The organism is Archangium sp. Cb G35 (assembly GCF_001896145.1).
Taxonomy (GTDB): domain Bacteria; phylum Myxococcota; class Myxococcia; order Myxococcales; family Myxococcaceae; genus Archangium; species Archangium violaceum.
Genome location: NZ_MPOI01000014.1, coordinates 436,802 through 452,678, shown reverse-complemented (window position 1 = coordinate 452,678; position 15,877 = coordinate 436,802). Strand labels below are relative to the sequence as shown.

Genomic DNA, 15,877 nt, shown 5'->3' with positions numbered 1-15,877 from the left:
CCTACTGCTTCTTGATGACAGCGGTGCCCTCCACGTCCTCCGTCCAGGAGGGGGCGGGAACCAGAACGGTGTCCGGTGAACGTGGCGGGGGCGGCTTCTCGCGGGCCGCCTCGCGCTCGGCCTGGACCTCGGGCGGAGGGGGCACGTCCGTGTAGACGGCGAAGCGCACGTCGTAGGAGCGGATGACCTGCTTGCCAAAACCCCGCTCGAAGGGACGGGAGAGCAGGACGGCGTCCGCCCCGGCCTTGCACGCCGTCTCACGCAGTGCCTCGACGCGCCCCACCTGCCCCATCCACTGGTTGCCGTCGAGGGTCAGCGTGCCCAGCACCTCGTAGGGACGCGAGGGCTCCGAGGGCTCGACGCCCTCCTCGAAGAAGTCGAACGCACAACCCTCCGGCTTGGAGGGCCACTTCTTGAACTCGGCGGGCTCGCGCGTCGCCCCCGGCGTGGCGCAGGCGCTCGCGAAAGCGCCCACGAGAAGAACGAGGCACGCGCGCATCACGTGCCTCAGCCGCGCAGGCGCGGGAGGATGGCGCGCAGGCTCGGGTCCATGCCGCCGCGCGAGCCGAGCGCGGAGATGGCGCGGCGCTCGTACTCGAGCGTGTTGGCGCGCTGCACCAGCTGCACGTGGGCGCCGAGCGCCGCGGGCATCGCCAGGTCCAGCTCGTAGATGTCTCCGGCCACCAGCGTCGTCTCCGGCGAGGTGTCCGTCTCGTTCCAGATGCGGCGCAGCGCATCGTAGTAGCGGCCCCGCCGCAGGTGGACGGGACGCACCAGCGCCTCCACCTGCATCGTCTCCGGCACGGCGGAGAAGATGGCGTCCTCCGTGGAGGACGGCTCGATGAGGAACTTGCGCGCATCCCCCGAGACATGCAGCCGCTCGCGGCCGCGCGGGGCGAGCTTCGTCAGCTTCGCCTCCACCGTGGCCGTGTGCGCGTTGGTGACCACGTGCACCGGCAGCCCCGTGTCCAGCAACGCCTCCAGCACCTCTTTCGCCTCGGGCTTGAAGGCCATGCCCACCTGCGCGTACGCCTCGCGGTAGAGCGTGTCCAACAGCGCCGCGCGCTGGGCCTTGTCCTGCATCACCCCGAGCCGGTCACACAGCCGCCGCGCCACGAAGTTGGCCAGCAGGTACGGGTCCGCCGTGGCCGGCGCCACGATGCGGCCTCCCACCTCCCAGCCGTGCTCCTCGTTGCTGGCCAGCACCCCGGCCTCCACGTCCGCCCACCCCGCCTCCATCACATCCCGGCCGAGTTCCTCGGACAGGCGCCGGCGGAAGTGCTGGACGAAGGGCGCGCCTTCCGCCGCCGCGTCGGTGAACGTCCCGTCGAAATCCAGCACCACACATCGAATCGCCATCGTCCTGAGCCCCTCTCTGTCGCAGGAGGTAGGAAATAGGCTCCCGCCCCCCCCGGAATCAAGCCGGGGCGCGTCAGCCCGAGGGTGGAACCACTGGTGGCGCGGGCGTGTCAGACCCTCCGTGTAGAAGGGAGTCGCGGTCGGCGGAGGAACCGTGGGCCCTGGCGCCGGGGAGACGCTGGGGCCCACGGGGATGTCAGACCCTCCGAGTACAACCGAAAGTGTCGGCGCGAGGTAGGCGCCGTCAGGCTCCGGCGGTCCCCTGGGAAGGCCACCGGTGCATTCATGCAGTAGGGCTGCACTTCCGCCTGGCACCTCATGGGTGCGGGGGCGGCGGGGGCGGCGCGTCCGGTTCCCCTCCCCGGGCGCGCCGCCTCAACTTTTTCGGCCCCTTCCCTCTTCGCTCATGACGCGGGTGTCCGCAGGGCGCGCTCGGCATACACGCCCGGCAGCGACACGCTGAAGGTGGAGCCCTCGCCCGGGGTGCTGCGCGCCTCGATGGTGCCGCCGAGCGCCTGGACGATGGTGCGGGTGATGTAGAGGCCCAGGCCCAATCCTCCGTAATGGCGCTGGGACACGGCGCGCTCGAAGCGCTCGAAGATGCGCGAGAGGTTGCCCGGGTCGATGCCGATGCCCTGGTCCCGCACCAGCAGCACGGCGTGCCCCGCTTGCGTGGACACGGAGAGCTCCACGGGCTTGCCGGCCCCGTACTTGAGCGCGTTGGTGAGCAGGTTCGTCACGACCTGGTCCAACCGCAGCCGGTCCCACCGGCCGACGACGGGCCCCGGGGCGCTCAGCGTGACGCGGCAGCCGGCCTTGGTGGCCTGGGGCTCGAAGCGGCCCACCACCTCGCGCACCACCTCCACCAGGTCCACGTCCTCCCAGTCGAGCTCGAGCTTGCCGGCGCCAATCCGCGAAACATCCAACAGGCTGTCGATGAGGCGCGAGAGCCGGGACACCTGCCGCTCGGCGGCGTCCAGGTGCGCGAGCAGCGCCCGGCTGTCCATGGCCCCATCCCCCGCGACCCGGGCGGACCTGCGCAGCGAGTGCAGCTTGAGGCGCAGCGGCGTCAGGGGCGTCTTCAGCTCGTGCGAGGCGATGGAGAGGAACTCGTCGCGCACCTGCACGGCCTCCTTCGCCTCGCGGAAGAGCCGGGCGTTGTCCACCGAGCTGGCGGCGCGGCGCGCCAGGTCCTCCGCCAGCCGCAGCGTCCACTCGTCATACTCCCGGCCCCGGGCATAGACGAGCGTGAGCGCCCCGAGAATCCGTCCCCGGCTGAGCAGCGGCACGCACACGTAGGAGGCGAGGCCGAGCTCGTGCAGCAGCCGCGTCTGGTGCTCGTCCCGCGCGCCCGCGCCGAAGAAGGACTCCGGGACGGTGGGCAGCCACTCCGGCTCGCCGGTGCGCAGCACCCTGGCCAGGCCGCGGGACGCATTCCAGTCCAGCTCGAAGTGGCGCAGCACCTCGTACACCCGCGCCACCATCTCCGGCTCGCGGTGGGCCGCCGCGACCCGCTCGAGGCCGCCGTCCGCCGTCAGCAGGTCCACCGCGCACCAGTCCGCCAGCGTGGGCACCACCAGCCGGGCCACGTGGGCCAGGGTGGCCTCGTAGTCCAGGGAGGAGGACAGCACCGCGCTCGCACGGGCGAGGAAGGAGGCGGACTCCTCGGAGCGCCGCTGCTCGGTGATGTCGATGTGGATGCCCACCCACTCGCGCACCTGCCCATCCTCCGTCGCCACCGGCACGCCCCTCACGGACATGGTCCGGTACGTCCCGTCATGCCGGCGCAACCGGTGCTCGGCCTCGAACACCTTCCGCAGCCGCAGCGCCTCCACCCACTGCCGGACCGTCCGCCCCCGGTCCTCGGGGTGGATGCACTCCAACCAGCCGTAGCGCCCGTCGAGGTACTTCTCCCGCGGCTGGCCGGTGAAGGCCCTCCAGCTGGGCGAGTCCGCGGAGACACGGCCCTCGGCGTCCGTCGTCCACACAATCTGCGAGACGGCATGCATGAGGGAGCGGAAGCGCTCCTCGCTCTTCTGCAGGGCCTCGTGCTGGCTCCGCAGGCTCGCCGACAGCTCCTCCGCCTTCAGCCGGGCGCGCATCTGCGTCGTCACCTCGCTGGCGCACACGAGGATGCCCTCCACGCGCCCCACGCCGTCGCGCAGCGGCTGGTACACGAAGTCGAAGAAGGCCGTCTCCCGCCCTCCCTGATGGATGGGAATCGCCTTGCCCGCCACCGGCTCGCCCGTGCGGAAGACATGGTCCATCAGCTCGAAGACGTGCTGCCCGTCGATCTCCGGATGGGCCTCGCGCGCGGGCTTGCCGAGGATGTCCCCTTGCCCGACGAGCCGCAGGTAGAGCGGATTGACATAGGTGTAGACGTGCACGGGCCCCTGCAACAGGGCGATGGCCACGGGGGCCTGCGTGAAGACGCCGTGAAGCCGCGCCCGCTGGACGGCTGCTTCCAGGAGCGCCGCATGCTCGCGCGCCAGCAACTCGGCCTGCTCCTCGCGCAGCCGGGCCGCCCGCTCCTTGAGCTCCCGGTCCTTCTCGAACAGGCCCACGAAGAGCGTCACCTTGGCGCGCAGCACCTCCGGCTCGAAGGGCTTGGTGAGGTAGTCCACCGCCCCCTCCACGTAGCCCCGGACGATGGAGGACTCGTCCTTCTGGTAGGCCGAGATGAGGATGATGGGCGTGTCCCGGTGCCGCGCCCGCTGGCGGATGAGCCGGGCCGTCTCGAAGCCATCCATCCCCGGCATCACCGCGTCCAGGACGATGACGGCGAAGTCCTCCCGGAGCAGACACCTCAACGCCTGCTCCCCGGACGTGGCCTGCGTCGTGCGCACCTGGAGCGGCTCCAACACCCCCTCGAGCGCCAGGAGGTTGGTGGGGTGGTCGTCCACCAGCAGGACGGCGGGCCTGGCAGTCACCCTCGTCACGGTCGGCCTCTCCCTCGTCAATCCAGCGGACTGCCAGTCAGGCACGTCCCATGCCTGGCCGCCCCTGCCCGGGCTCGCGCGGAGGCCCTCCATCCCAGAACCCAGGAGCCCACCCGGCCCATGCCCATCCCCCCCAGGCCGTCCACTGCGCGCCCTGCTCGGAAGGGGGTGGGCCCCGCGCACCTCACGCGAGGCAGGAGGCGGGGTTTTTCTCAGCCCCTGGGAATCCCTTGGAAACGCGCAGTGGAGGACGTCCAGCCCGTCCCCCCACGCCCCCCGAGTGGACGTGACGGTATGGTGGAAGCGGGGGGAGTCCACGCAGTCATGTCCCAGCTCGATCGACCCGGTCCTCCGGAAGCCGCGGCCCTGCTCGCCGAGCGCGAGCACCTGAGGGCACTGCTGCGGCTGATGCCGGTGGGCGTCTTCATCGTGGATGCGCGGGGGTGGCCGCTGGAATCCAACCCCGTGGCGGAGAGCATCTGGGGCGGCCCGCTGCCGCGGGTGGGGCTGGAGGAGTACGGCATCTACGAGGGCTACTGGCCGGGAAACAGCCGGCGGCTGGAGGCCCACGAGTGGGCACTGGCGCGCACGCTGCGCGACGGGCACCCGGTGGTGAACGAGGAGGTGGACATCGTCGCCTTCGACGGTGCGCGGCGCACGGTGCTGCACTCCACCACGGCGCTGAAGAACCCCCAGGGCACCATCGTGGGCGCGGTGGCGGTGAAGGTGGACATCACCCCGCACCGGCAGGCGGAGCACGCCGAGGCCTTCCTCTCCGAGGCCACGCGCCTGCTGGTGGAATCACTGGACTGGGAGGGCACGCTGCGAGCGGTGGCGCGGCTGGCCACGCGCCAGCTGGCCGACTACTGCATCATCGACGTGGTGGGCGAGGACGGTGAGTTGCACCGCCTGGTGGCCGCCGCGCGGGAGCCGAAGCACCAGCCGCTGATGAACGAAGTGCTGCGTTTTCCGCCGAAGGTGGGCAGCCCCAGCCCGCTGTCGAGGGTGTTCCACGAGGGCCGCCCGCTGCTGCTGCCGGACATCACCCCCGAGGTGCTGAGCATGACGGCGCGCTCGCCCGAGCACCTGCGGGCCCTGGAGCAACTGGGGCCGCGCGCGTGCATGGCGGTGCCGCTGTCGGTGGGAGCGCGCCGGGTGGGCCTGCTCGACTTCATCCTCGCCACCCCGGGCCGGAGCTACACGGAGCGGGAGCTGAAGTACGCCGAGGAGCTGGCCCGGCGCGTGGCCTTCGTGGTGGAGCACGCCCGGCTCTACCGCGAGGCGGAGCAGGCAGTGGAGGCGCGGGACGAGTTCGTCGCCATCGCCACGCATGAGCTGCGCACGCCGCTGTCCGCGCTGAGTCTGCAACTGACGGCCCTGCAGCGGGCGGTGGACGCGGGCCGCATGCCCACCGAGGACAAGCTGCGGCGGTCGCTGGTGACGGCCCGGCGCCAGACGGAGCGGCTGGAGCAACTCGTCAAACACCTGCTGGACGTGTCGCGCATCTCCACCGGGCGGATGGAGCTGGAGCTGGAGTTGGAGGACGTGGACCTCGCGGAGCTGGTGCGCTGGGTGGTGGTCCGCTTCGAGGAGAAGCTGGCCGAGGCGGGCTGCACCACGGTGGTGCGCGCGGACGCGCCCGTGGTGGCGAAGGTGGACCGGCTGCGGGTGGAGCAGGTGGTGATGAACCTGCTGTCCAACGCGATGAAGTACGCCCCCGGCCAGCCGGTGGAGCTGCACGTGGAGCGAGGGGAAGGGATGGCGGTGCTCGGCGTGCGGGACTCCGGCCCGGGCATCACCCTGGAGGCCCAGGCGCGCATCTTCGAGCGCTACCAGCGGGCCTCGGGCAAGCACTCGCGCGAGAGCCTGGGACTGGGCCTGTACGTGGCCCGGAGGATCGCCCGCGCCCACGGCGGCGAGCTGAAGGTGGAGAGCACGCCCGGCCAGGGCGCCCACTTCTTCCTCCACCTTCCGCTCGGCTGAACGCCCCTCCCCGCCGTCCCACGCCCGGGCGATTGGCTTGCGCCGCGCCATATTTCTGAGCATACTCATTTTTGAGCATGGTCACTTCGCGGAGAGGAAGCGCCCGCCCGAAGGCCGCCGAGGCCCCGGGACTGAGGGAGCGCAACAAGCAGGAGAAGCTGGAGCGCATCCGCGAGGCGGCGCGCGAGCTCTTCGCGAGCAAGGGGTTCGCGGAGACGACGACGCGGGAGATCGCCGAGCGGGCGGGCGTGGGGACGGGGACGCTGTTCCTCTACGCACGCACCAAGGAGGAGCTGCTGATGCTCGTCCTGGCCGAGAAGGTGGAGGCGGTGCAGGAGGAGCGCTTCCGGACGCTGCCCACGCAGGCGCCGCTGCTCGAGCAGTTGCTGCACGTCTTCGAGGGCTTCTTCCGGTTGTACGCGAAGGACCCGGCCCTGGCGCGCATGTTCATCCGGGAATTGGTCTTCATGGAGCCGGGGCCCACCGGGGAGCGGATGCAGTTGGAGCGGGCCTTCGCGGCGCGGCTGGCGGGGCTGGTGGCGGCGGCACGCGAGCGCGGCGAGGTGGCCGGGGACGTGGACCTGGAGATGGCGGGCTTCAACTTCTTCTCGCTGTACCTCACGACGTTGATGGGCTGGCTGTCGGGGGCCCTGGGCCCCGGGGACAGCTGGCGCCCGATGCTCGAGCGTTCCTTCGCCCTTCAGTTGAAGGGGCTCGGGCCGGGGGCGGGGACTTCTGGAGGAAACAAGCGGAGGCGGTCATGAGCATCGAGGCAACCCTGACGCTGCGGCAGGCGCGCGAGCGCTATTTCGAGGAGAACGGCTTCGGGCAGGGCGGCAACTACGACGAGCGCTGGGTGCGGGTGGACGTGGGCCCGGTGCCATTCTGGTTCCCCAACTCGGCCGAGCGGGTGCGGGCGCTGCGCTTCCATGACCTGCACCACGTGCTGACGGGCTACCGCACGGACTTCCCCGGCGAGTGCGAGATTTCGGCGTGGGAAGTGGCGAGCGGGTGCACGGACCACTGGGTGGCGTGGCTGCTGAACCTCTCGGGGATGGGCGCGGGGCTGTTCTTCATGCCCCGGCGGATCGCGAGGGCCTTCCAGCGGGGCCTGCACACGCGCAACCTCTACCGCTCCGAGTACGGGGAAACCCTGCTGGGCCGGACGGTGGAGGAGATGCGGAGCGCGCTCGGGATGGACGTGCCGGTGCCCGCGCCGACGTGGAAGGACCGGATGACGTTCGCGGGCTGGTCCGCGGCGGCGCTGCTCATGTCGGCGGTGGGCACGGCGGCCTTCCTGGCCCCGGTCGCACTGGCGGCGTGGGCGCTGGTGAACTGGCTGCGCTGAACGGTACGAGCCCGCGCCACCCCTTCCCCCTTGAGACCTACCCGCGCGCCCTGAATATCCTTGGAGTTCAAACCACGCGAACCGAGGGGCCCGGATGGAACGAACAGCGAGCGACGCGGAGAAGCGCCGGCGCCGGTGGCTGCCGTGGTGGCTGCTGGCGGGCTCGCTGGGGGTGACGGTGCTGGGCGGATGGGGGGCGTCGCGCTCCATCTCGTCGCTGATGCAGCGGGTAGAGCAGCTGGAGCGCGAAGCCAGTGAGTCCGAGGCCCGAGTGGCGGAGCTGCAGGTGTTGAGGGACAGCATGGCGCGGCGGATGCGCCTGCTGGAGCAACAGCAGCAGGGATTGACCACGCAGACCGCGGCGCTCAACAAGCGAGCCGGGGATCAGAACGTGTTGCTCGCGCGGCGCGAGGCGGCGCGCACGGAGCTGGAGCAGTTGCTGAAGGCGGAGCTGGAGAAGGGCGAGGTCTTCCTGACGGAGACGGAGGGACGGCTGCGGGTGGAGCTGGCGGACCGGGTGCTCTTCGAGCCACGCAAGGCGGCGCTGACCCCGGCGGGAGCGGAGCTGTTGGCGCGGGTGGGAGCGAAGCTGGCGGTGGAGGGCCACCTGGTGCAGGTGGCGGTGCACACGGACGCGGTGCCAGAGACGGCACCGGAAGCGACGAGCTGGGAGCTGTCCTCGGCGCGAGCGGTGACGGTGGTGCGGCTGCTGGGGGAGAAGACGAAGCTGGGCCCGGAGCGGCTGGTGGCGGCGGGCTACGGGCCGTATCACCCGGTGGTGGTGGATGACGGACCGCTGGCTCGGGAGCGCAACCGGCGGCTGGAGCTGCAGCTCATGCCCGCGCCGCCGAAACCCACACCGCCTCCTCCGCCGCCCGCGGACCAACGGCTGGCCAAGAAACGCACGGGACAGACGCGGTAACTGGAGCGAGGCACTCCCGGAGACGCTTCACGGCGGTGTGCGCCCGGTGCATTCTCGGCCCTGGCTCATTCCGCTGGGGAACACGTGGCTCGGCTCGGTTGGCTTCACCTCTCGGCGTTCCTCTGTATCTCCTGCACCGCAACGTTCCAACCAGCGCCCTACCTGGCCCAGCCATCCCGGAGCGGGCAACTCACCGGCGCGCGGTCTCGATTCGACCAGTCATGCGGCCCGGCCTGTGCCGCTCCGGTCAATGCAAGCACCGGGGAGCTCATCGCGCCAGCGGCGACCCGGGTTGGCCAGGTGCTTGGGAAGGTCGTTCAGGCCGCGGAGGCCGTCCAGGGCCTCAATACCCTCGAACGGGCCCTGACCGGCGCGGAGTTGGATCTCGTCGAAGCAACCCTCAAGGCGTGCGTGGCGCAGGCGCACGCGGACATCAACGAGACCTATCAGCAGCGGGGTGAGGCATTCAGGTTCGAGAACGGGAAGTTCCCCAATGACGCCGAGTGCCTGAAAAGAGTCGGCTTCGATGCGGCGGGCGAAAAAGAGACCCTTGCCCAGGAACTCGGGAGGCTCAAGCACGCTGCGGCCTTCGCCTGCTTCAAGGCTCGCCTGCCTCCGGACCTCCGCGAGAACTTCACCGTTGAGCCTCGCTACAAGCCCGACCCCGAGGTGAATGGAGTCGTGCTGACGGACAAGGGCGTCAATACCCTCCATCCCGATTTCGTGGTGCACGGAACGAGGAATGCCACCGACGTGCAATGCGTCTACGAACTCAAATTCCCCTGCCTCTCCGCCCAGAAGTTGGCACCGCACAAGACCTCCTGGGCAGAGGCACAACTGAAAGCCTACCAGCTGCTCTCGAACCGATGCCCCGCGGCCATCATTTCTCCCGCCGGGCTCTTCCAACTCGGCATCCCCTGATGACTTTCCCAGTTCCTCGCATCCGCCACCGTGGACCATGCCCCGTCCACGTCAAGCTCTGGAGTGGCAAGCCACCCCGCGTTCCCCCGCGCGAGCTGCTGGCACGAGGCGTTGTCCGCTTCGCCTTCTACCTGCCCTATGACCACCCGGACATCGCCTCCGGCGTAAGCCATGCAGTCAAGAGCTACCTGGATACGGTGGGGCAGGGCCCCAGAGCCATCAATCACGTCTACACAAATGACGACGAAGGCAACCCACTGAACAAGGAGACCTGGGACTATCTTCACCACCTCCTCCGGCCTGAGCGGCCGTTCCGCTTCATCGAAGAACTCAGTGATCCCACCCTCTACCGCCTGCAGAAGAGGGGCTTCGCCACTCAACTCATCTTCGATGGTGGCTTCGGCAGCACCAACGGCTACCAACTCTGGTACCGGGCCCGCCTTCCCACGCGTACGCCCCCTCCCAACCTGGTGAGCACCCTCACCGCGACCCTCCCCACCGAGTACCTGAAAGAGCACGGATCCACGAAGGTGCGAGAGCTCGCCCTGGAGATGGCCTCCCAGCTGCGTTTCGCCACCGGTCACGTGGGCCTCGCCCTGCAGCTCTACTGGCCCCTGCGCTCCAGGGACGATGCCTTCCGCGCCGAGCTCCTCCGCTACCCGGGCATCGACCTGCGCCCGGCCTGGCTCTTCGAGCACCGGATGGGCACACGTGTCGATGGCGTCCACTGGCTCAACTTCCTCGCGCGGCCCGTGCTGGACCAACTCGGTGGAGCCGCGGCCCTTCGCGCTCGCCTCCACTCCCCCGGAACCACCGTGCACACAATCGACGAGGAGCGCGTGGTCGTCGCCCTCGGCGAGCACCCTGAAGCAGGAGACCTCTCCACCGGGCAGACCCTCCCCGCGTACCGGGAACTCGCTCGGGTGCTGGAGCCCTGGCTCGAACCGCTGGACCTCTCGGACACCACCTCCCTGGACCAGCCGCCCACCTACTCGAGCCTGCTCCTCACCCAGGACGAGGCGAAGCGCTGGTGGAGGCGCTTCCTCGACTGACACCTCGCACCTACATGCCTCCACCCCTCCCCGGAATCCGCGCGGAAAAATGCCGTGAATAAACCGGGCGGGCGGCCGTCCGAGCCTCTGGTCACCCACTGGCGCCCATTTTCCCGCCCCGGAGAATCCCTGTGCCCTCCTTCCGGCAACTGCTGTGCACCTCCCTGGCCTCGAGCCTGCTCTTCACCGCTGGTACCGCCGAGGCGCGCTTCGGTAAGCGCTCCGACTCCTCCAGCAACGACAAGGTGCACGACGCCAGCCCGGTGGGTTCGAGCAACAGCAGCGGGGGCGGTTCCAGCTCCGGCGGTTCCAGCTCCGGCGGCTCCAGCTCCTCGAGCGACGTCGCGGACACCGTGGGCACCATCCTGGACATCATCCACATCGCCGCGGATGTCGCCGAGATCGCCGCGCACGCGTCGCACTACGAGGCGACGGCCACCTACGAGACGACCTACCAGCCCCCTCCGGCCCAGGTCCAGGTGCAGGCCCAGGTGCAGCTCGCACCCGGCGAGCAGCCCATGTACCCCTACGGGCAGGAGCCGGTGGTCCAGCAGCAGGTCCAGCAAACGCAGGAGCGCAACCGCAACCTGCTCATGTTCCGGGTGAACGCGGAGGGGCTCGCGCTGGCATCAGGAGGCTCGGCGATGGGGCTCAACGCGGGCATCGAGGGCCAGCACTGGGGCGTGGCCCTGGCGGGGACCGGCATGCGGATGCCCACGGACGACGGCACGCCGGGCCAGGACAAGATCGACCTCTTCAACCTGCACCTGACGCTCGCGGTGTACACCGACGACCAGACCCGGCTGCGGCTGGAAGGCGGCATCGCCTCGGCGAAGGCACCGAGCGCCACCTTCACGGGCCCGAGCTTCGCCGTGTCCTTCGAGCGGTGCCTCAACGGCGTGTTGGACCTGGAGACCCGCGCTCAGGTCGTCCCGGCGCCGCACTTCCAGCTGGATGCCCAGGCGGGCCTCGCGCTGCACCTCAGCGCCATCAACCTGCGCGCCGGCTGGCGGGTGATGACGCTCGACGACAAGGGCCAGGTCGACGGCGTGCGGAACCGCGACTACTTCAGCGGCCCCTACGCCGGCGTCGGCCTGTACTTCTAGCGGCTCCCCTCCTCTCCCCTGCGCTTCGGAGAGGGAGGGATGGCCACGGACCCGCCGGCCGGGTCCGGGCGCGCCGCTCCGGGCTCACGAGCCGGAGATCCCCTCGGAGGAGGCCTCCATGGGAGCCGAAGCGCCGGTGGACACCGTGGTGCCGGTGGACTCGGTCTTCTTGCCCCGGCGCTTGGGCGGAGGCGCGAGCTTCGGCGCCGAGCCGAACAGCCGCTCGTACGTCTCCGGGGTGTTGATGTTGACGACCACGCCCGGGTCCTTCACCGGGATGCGGCGCATCTGCAGGCCCCGCACCGCCACCTCCAGCTGCGCCTCCGTCGAGTCCCTGTCCCGCAGCCGCTCGGCGGCGCCGCGCGAGAGGATGATGGGGAAGCCCGAGGCCCCCTCGAACTCGGGGCGGATGGCCTCCACCGAGTCCCCCATCGCCTTGATGAGCGACTTGAGCGTGGAAGCACGCAACGCGGGCATGTCCACCGGCTGCAGGAGGATGATGTCCGCCCCCTCCTCGAAGGCCGCCTCCAGTCCGGCCTTCACCGAGCTGAGCTGGCCGTCCTGCCACCGCTCGTTCTCCACCAGGTGTACGGCGGGATGCTGGTCGCGGACGGCCTCGGCCTCCTTGCCGATGACGCCGATGACCGAGCAGCCGGCCTTGCCAAACGTCGATGCGAGCGACTGCAGGAAGCTCTTGCCCCCCTCGTGCTCGATGAGCGCCTTGGAGTAGCCCATCTTCCTGGCCTCCCCCGCAGCGAGGATGATCGCCACAGCCTTCATGCCACGCCTCCTCCGGCCCCCACCGGTTGGCGTGGGGGCGACCCCCTACACCCTGGCAAGCGCGAAGCGATCTGGCCGCGCCCCCGGGGGCAGCCCGTTGGGAAGTCGGCATTCAGCAGGCCGCTGATGTTGACCATGCACGCAAGTGCTACGCCTTTCCGCCCATGATCGAACTTCCCACCTTCATCACCCGGCGCTTCCCGTACCGCTCGCGCTTCGCCCCGACTGTCTTCGGGCGGATGCATTACGTGGACGAAGGGGAGGGGCGCCCGGTCCTGCTGCTGCACGGCAACCCCACCTGGTCCTTCCTCTATCGCGAGGTGATGGCGGGCCTGGCGGGAGGACCGTACCGGGTGGTGGCGCCGGACCTCATCGGCCTGGGGCTGAGCGACAAGCCCCGGGAGCTGTCCGCGCACACGCTGCGGCGCCATGGCGAGTCCCTGCTGGAGCTCGTCCAGGGACTGGAATTGAAGGACGTGGTGTTGGTGGTGCAGGACTGGGGAGGCCCCATCGGCGCGTGGATGGCGGCGCGGGCGGGCGGCCGGGTGACGGGGCTGGTGGTGATGAACACCGCGCTCCTCAAACCCGAGCGCTTCCGCACCACGGCCTTCCACCGCTTCTCCCACATGCCGGTGGTGAGCGACGTGGCCTTCCGGCTGTTCAATTTCCCCCTGCCCGTGCTGGGGCGCACGCAAGGAGACCCGTCCTCCATCTCTGGAGACGTGGCGAGGGCCTATGCATGGCCGTTGAGGAAGGTGGTGGACCGGGCGGCGCCCCTGGCATTGGCGCGCATGGTGCCCAACGGCCCGGAGCACCCCACGGTGGCCGAGCTCACCGAGGGAGACGCCTGGGCCCGCTCCTTCCAGGGACCCGTGGAATTGGTGTGGGGAGTGAAGGACCCCATTCTCGGCCGGGCACTGCGGCGTCACCGCGAGGTGTTTCCGCGCGCCCGTGTCACCGAGACTCCCGCGGGCCATTTCCTCCAGGAGGAGGTGCCCGAGGAGATTGTGGCCGCCATCCGTCGGGTGGCGGCCGCGCGTTAGTGCAACCAGGTGGAGCGCACGCCCTGCCCGCCCGGCAGGAGGACGACGCGCGGCCGATCGCCTGCACTTCCTTCCGAAGCGAGCGTGGCGCGGGCAGTCAGAATTTCAGTCATGCGGGCCAGCGGGAGCGTGGACCAGATGCGGTGCAGCTCCTCCTCGGAGACATGGCCGAGGATTTCGCCGTGTCGTTCATCCACCACTGGCAACAGGTGCACGCCGTAACGGTGCATCACTTCGAGCGCGCGCATCACCGTGTCGCGGGGATAGAGGATGATGTCAGGCATTGCAACAACTTGGGGCTCGACAGTGCGGCGCGTCACGACTACCTCCAGTGAAGAAGCCCCTTCGGGCTCTCTCCGGCTGTAGCAAGCGGCTTGCCGTTGGGGGGATGATGGGGCATGTCCGTGAAGCCCCCCCGTACGCCGTCCCTCCCGGCGCCCCCCCTGCGTCAGCCCGAGGCCGCTCCCTCCAACCCTCTGGAGAAGGTGGGCCAGGCGCTGCAGAACGCGGCGAAGAACGTCAGCACCCACGTCAATCGGGTGGTGGACACCTTCGAGGCGCGGCTGCCCACGGGCGTGAAGCCCGCCGCGGGAAAGACGGGCTGGGAGGGCATCACCCTCACCGGCAAGCCGCTCCAGATTCCGCTGGATGCCCTGAAGAAGGTGGACCTGGGCGACCTGCGCAAGGCGCTCGAGCGCATCTTCCCGCCGAAAATCCGGGACGAGGAGGGCAAGAAGCTCGTCGATCAGACGAAGGACTTCCGCGAGACGCTGGGCAAGGTGCGCCAACTGGCCCTGGAGCTGGAGATGACGCCGGCCCACCACCCGCGCCGGGCCGAGCTGCAGAAGGCGCTGGAGGCGGCCGAGGGCAAGCTGAAGGCGGACTCCGGCTACACGCGCACCACGGCGCCCAAGCCGGGAGCCCTGTGGGTGGACCCGCAGTTCTTCGAGAAGGAGCTGGCGGGCGGGAAGCTGCACGCGAGCCACTTCCCCACGGGCACACCGGTGACGAAGCCGCCAGCGCCCATGGACTTCCTCTTCGGCAACGGGCCGCGCGAGCTGAAGCTGGGCGAGGGCGCCTCGGCACGCACGGTGCGTACGCCCGAGGAATACAAGGCGGCGGTGGCAGCGCGGCGGGCGGAGCTGGGAATGCCCGTGAAGGACGGAGAGCCGCAGGGTGTGCACCTGAGCCTCCAGGGAGGTGGCGGCAAGGGCAAGCGCTACGGCGCGATGCTGGCGGAGATGTATGAGCTGGGGGTGGTGCCCACGAGCCTGAGCGGCACCTCGGCGGGCTCCATCGCGGCGGCGTTCGCGGCGACGGGTGCGGGCCCCGAGCAGATTCAAGCCCTGGCGAAGGATCCCCGGTTGAGCAACCTCTACGACTGGGACCTGGACATGAAGGATGGAGGCCTCCTCAACGGGGAGCAGGCCTTCGAGCTCTTCGACCAGGAGCTGCGCAAGCTGACGGGCATCACGGACCGGCCGGTGACGTTCGCGGACCTGAAGGTGCCGCTGCAGTTGATAGCGGCGAAGGCCTACGACAGCGGGGCGGGGGCCAACGGGATGACGTCGGCCAAGGACCGCATCTTCGTCTTCAGCCAGGAGACGACGCCGGACACTCCGGTGGCGCTGGCGGTGCGCGCCTCGATGGCGATTCCGGGCGTCTTCGAGCCGGTGCAGGTGGTGGACCCGGCGACGGGCCGGCGCATGCACCTGGTGGACGGCGGGGCGCTGGACAACCTGCCCATGGGCTACAACAAGAACGGCCTGCCGGCGATTGGCGCGTCGCTCTACACGCGGGCCACGGGCCATCCGGCGGACCACCAGGACACGACGAAGCCACTGCCCGCGGGCAACCTGGACGCGACGAACGTGCTGTGGAACGCACTCAACGGCTACACGCTGCTGAAGGACTCGGGGGCGGACTACAACGACTACATGGACCGGACGAAGCCCCAGGCCAACCAGTTCATGCTGACGCTGCCGACGTGGGACCTCACGGACCCGAGCAAGGGCGACAGCACGCTGAAGTTCGGGTACGACGACAAGGTGGACCCGGCACTGGACGGCCAGTCGCGCCAGGTGACGCGCGACTTCCTGCGCGACTTCCTCGACGACCTGCGTGTGCCGGGCTCGCGAGGGACGAACTTCAAGGCCGAGGTGCCTCGCGACCTGCGCTTCGACGTGCCGGTGGACGTGAAGGGCAAGCGCTACCAGGTGAGCTACGCGGGAGGCGACACGCTGGTGGCGAAGCCCGCGGGTGGCGGCAAGCCCATCGAGCTCGCGGTGGGCCGGCAGCGCATCGAGGCCATGTACCTGGACAACATGGCCTTCGGAGATCTGCGGAACCAGCTCGCCTACACCCTCACGAACCCCAGGAGCGTGAAGCCGAGCTGGCTGCCCTTCTGACCGAATATCCCCTCTC

At 70.0% G+C, this 15,877-nt stretch carries 14 protein-coding genes; 9 read left to right on the top strand and 5 right to left on the bottom strand.

Annotation, left to right across the window (positions count from 1 at the left end; genetic code table 11):
* Position 1 precedes the first annotated feature (1 nt).
* The 3 genes from BO221_RS38770 to BO221_RS53075 all read right to left on the bottom strand — a co-directional run bounded on the left by BO221_RS38770 (position 2) and on the right by BO221_RS53075 (position 4,298).
* Positions 2 to 499 carry a hypothetical protein gene (locus BO221_RS38770; protein WP_073565882.1) on the bottom strand — a complete coding sequence of 166 codons (498 nt, stop codon included), beginning with the start codon at positions 497 to 499 and terminating at the stop codon, positions 2 to 4.
* 8 nt (positions 500 to 507) lie between these two features.
* Positions 508 to 1,359: an HAD family hydrolase gene (locus tag BO221_RS38765; protein ID WP_073565881.1), complete on the bottom strand. Its 852-nt coding sequence runs from the start codon at positions 1,357 to 1,359 to the stop codon at positions 508 to 510.
* A 404-nt stretch (positions 1,360 to 1,763) separates the two neighbouring features.
* Positions 1,764 to 4,298 (bottom strand): ATP-binding protein, encoded by a 2,535-nt coding sequence (locus tag BO221_RS53075; RefSeq protein WP_158079989.1) that lies wholly within the window; start codon positions 4,296 to 4,298, stop codon positions 1,764 to 1,766.
* Between the two features lie 324 nt (positions 4,299 to 4,622).
* On the opposite strand from BO221_RS53075, the gene BO221_RS38745 reads away from it, so the two are divergent.
* The 7 genes from BO221_RS38745 to BO221_RS38715 all read left to right on the top strand — a co-directional run bounded on the left by BO221_RS38745 (position 4,623) and on the right by BO221_RS38715 (position 11,630).
* Positions 4,623 to 6,281: an ATP-binding protein gene (locus tag BO221_RS38745; RefSeq protein WP_073565880.1), complete on the top strand. Its 1,659-nt coding sequence runs from the start codon at positions 4,623 to 4,625 to the stop codon at positions 6,279 to 6,281.
* A gap of 77 nt (positions 6,282 to 6,358) precedes the next feature.
* Positions 6,359 to 7,045, top strand: a complete 687-nt coding sequence (locus tag BO221_RS55105; protein ID WP_073565879.1) for a TetR/AcrR family transcriptional regulator — start codon at positions 6,359 to 6,361, stop codon at positions 7,043 to 7,045.
* The gene (locus tag BO221_RS38735) at positions 7,042 to 7,629 is read left to right on the top strand and encodes a hypothetical protein (RefSeq protein ID WP_073565878.1); all 588 of its coding nucleotides are present in this window, start codon (positions 7,042 to 7,044) and stop codon (positions 7,627 to 7,629) included. The genes BO221_RS55105 and BO221_RS38735 overlap by 4 nt, the downstream gene beginning before the upstream one ends.
* A 94-nt stretch (positions 7,630 to 7,723) precedes the next feature.
* Entirely contained in the window at positions 7,724 to 8,551 is an 828-nt protein-coding gene (locus BO221_RS38730; RefSeq protein WP_083682068.1) for an OmpA family protein, read from the top strand.
* 300 nt (positions 8,552 to 8,851) lie between these two features.
* Complete coding sequence (locus tag BO221_RS38725) at positions 8,852 to 9,472, top strand: hypothetical protein (protein WP_073565877.1); 621 nt, start codon at positions 8,852 to 8,854, stop codon at positions 9,470 to 9,472.
* Positions 9,472 to 10,524 carry a type VI immunity family protein gene (locus BO221_RS38720; RefSeq protein WP_083682066.1) on the top strand — a complete coding sequence of 351 codons (1,053 nt, stop codon included), beginning with the start codon at positions 9,472 to 9,474 and terminating at the stop codon, positions 10,522 to 10,524. Before BO221_RS38725 ends, BO221_RS38720 begins: the two co-directional genes overlap by 1 nt.
* A gap of 131 nt (positions 10,525 to 10,655) precedes the next feature.
* On the top strand, positions 10,656 to 11,630 hold the full coding sequence (locus tag BO221_RS38715; protein WP_073565876.1) for a hypothetical protein: 975 nt from the start codon (positions 10,656 to 10,658) through the stop codon (positions 11,628 to 11,630).
* 84 nt (positions 11,631 to 11,714) lie between these two features.
* On the opposite strand, the gene BO221_RS38710 is transcribed toward BO221_RS38715, so the two are convergent.
* Positions 11,715 to 12,410 carry an NTP transferase domain-containing protein gene (locus BO221_RS38710; protein ID WP_073565875.1) on the bottom strand — a complete coding sequence of 232 codons (696 nt, stop codon included), beginning with the start codon at positions 12,408 to 12,410 and terminating at the stop codon, positions 11,715 to 11,717.
* Between the two features lie 164 nt (positions 12,411 to 12,574).
* On the opposite strand from BO221_RS38710, the gene BO221_RS38705 reads away from it, so the two are divergent.
* On the top strand, positions 12,575 to 13,453 hold the full coding sequence (locus tag BO221_RS38705; RefSeq protein WP_073565874.1) for an alpha/beta fold hydrolase: 879 nt from the start codon (positions 12,575 to 12,577) through the stop codon (positions 13,451 to 13,453).
* Here BO221_RS38705 and BO221_RS38700 read toward each other — a convergent pair.
* Positions 13,450 to 13,773: a CBS domain-containing protein gene (locus BO221_RS38700; RefSeq protein ID WP_073565873.1), complete on the bottom strand. Its 324-nt coding sequence runs from the start codon at positions 13,771 to 13,773 to the stop codon at positions 13,450 to 13,452. The genes BO221_RS38705 and BO221_RS38700 overlap by 4 nt on opposite strands.
* 78 nt (positions 13,774 to 13,851) lie before the next feature.
* Between BO221_RS38700 and BO221_RS38695 the strand changes: the two genes are divergently transcribed.
* Positions 13,852 to 15,861 (top strand): patatin-like phospholipase family protein, encoded by a 2,010-nt coding sequence (locus BO221_RS38695; protein ID WP_073565872.1) that lies wholly within the window; start codon positions 13,852 to 13,854, stop codon positions 15,859 to 15,861.
* The last annotated feature ends 16 nt before the right edge of the window (positions 15,862 to 15,877 follow it).

Coding starts and splice junctions, on each gene's coding strand:
- BO221_RS38735 (WP_073565878.1), top strand. CDS start 7,042: ATGAGCATCGAGGCAACCCTGACGCTGCGGCAGGCGCGCGAGCGCTAT.
- BO221_RS38695 (WP_073565872.1), top strand. CDS start 13,852: ATGTCCGTGAAGCCCCCCCGTACGCCGTCCCTCCCGGCGCCCCCCCTG.
- BO221_RS38705 (WP_073565874.1), top strand. CDS start 12,575: ATGATCGAACTTCCCACCTTCATCACCCGGCGCTTCCCGTACCGCTCG.
- BO221_RS38730 (WP_083682068.1), top strand. CDS start 7,724: ATGGAACGAACAGCGAGCGACGCGGAGAAGCGCCGGCGCCGGTGGCTG.
- BO221_RS38720 (WP_083682066.1), top strand. CDS start 9,472: ATGACTTTCCCAGTTCCTCGCATCCGCCACCGTGGACCATGCCCCGTC.
- BO221_RS38770 (WP_073565882.1), bottom strand. CDS start 499: ATGCGCGCGTGCCTCGTTCTTCTCGTGGGCGCTTTCGCGAGCGCCTGC.
- BO221_RS55105 (WP_073565879.1), top strand. CDS start 6,359: ATGGTCACTTCGCGGAGAGGAAGCGCCCGCCCGAAGGCCGCCGAGGCC.
- BO221_RS38710 (WP_073565875.1), bottom strand. CDS start 12,410: ATGAAGGCTGTGGCGATCATCCTCGCTGCGGGGGAGGCCAGGAAGATG.
- BO221_RS38745 (WP_073565880.1), top strand. CDS start 4,623: ATGTCCCAGCTCGATCGACCCGGTCCTCCGGAAGCCGCGGCCCTGCTC.
- BO221_RS38765 (WP_073565881.1), bottom strand. CDS start 1,359: ATGGCGATTCGATGTGTGGTGCTGGATTTCGACGGGACGTTCACCGAC.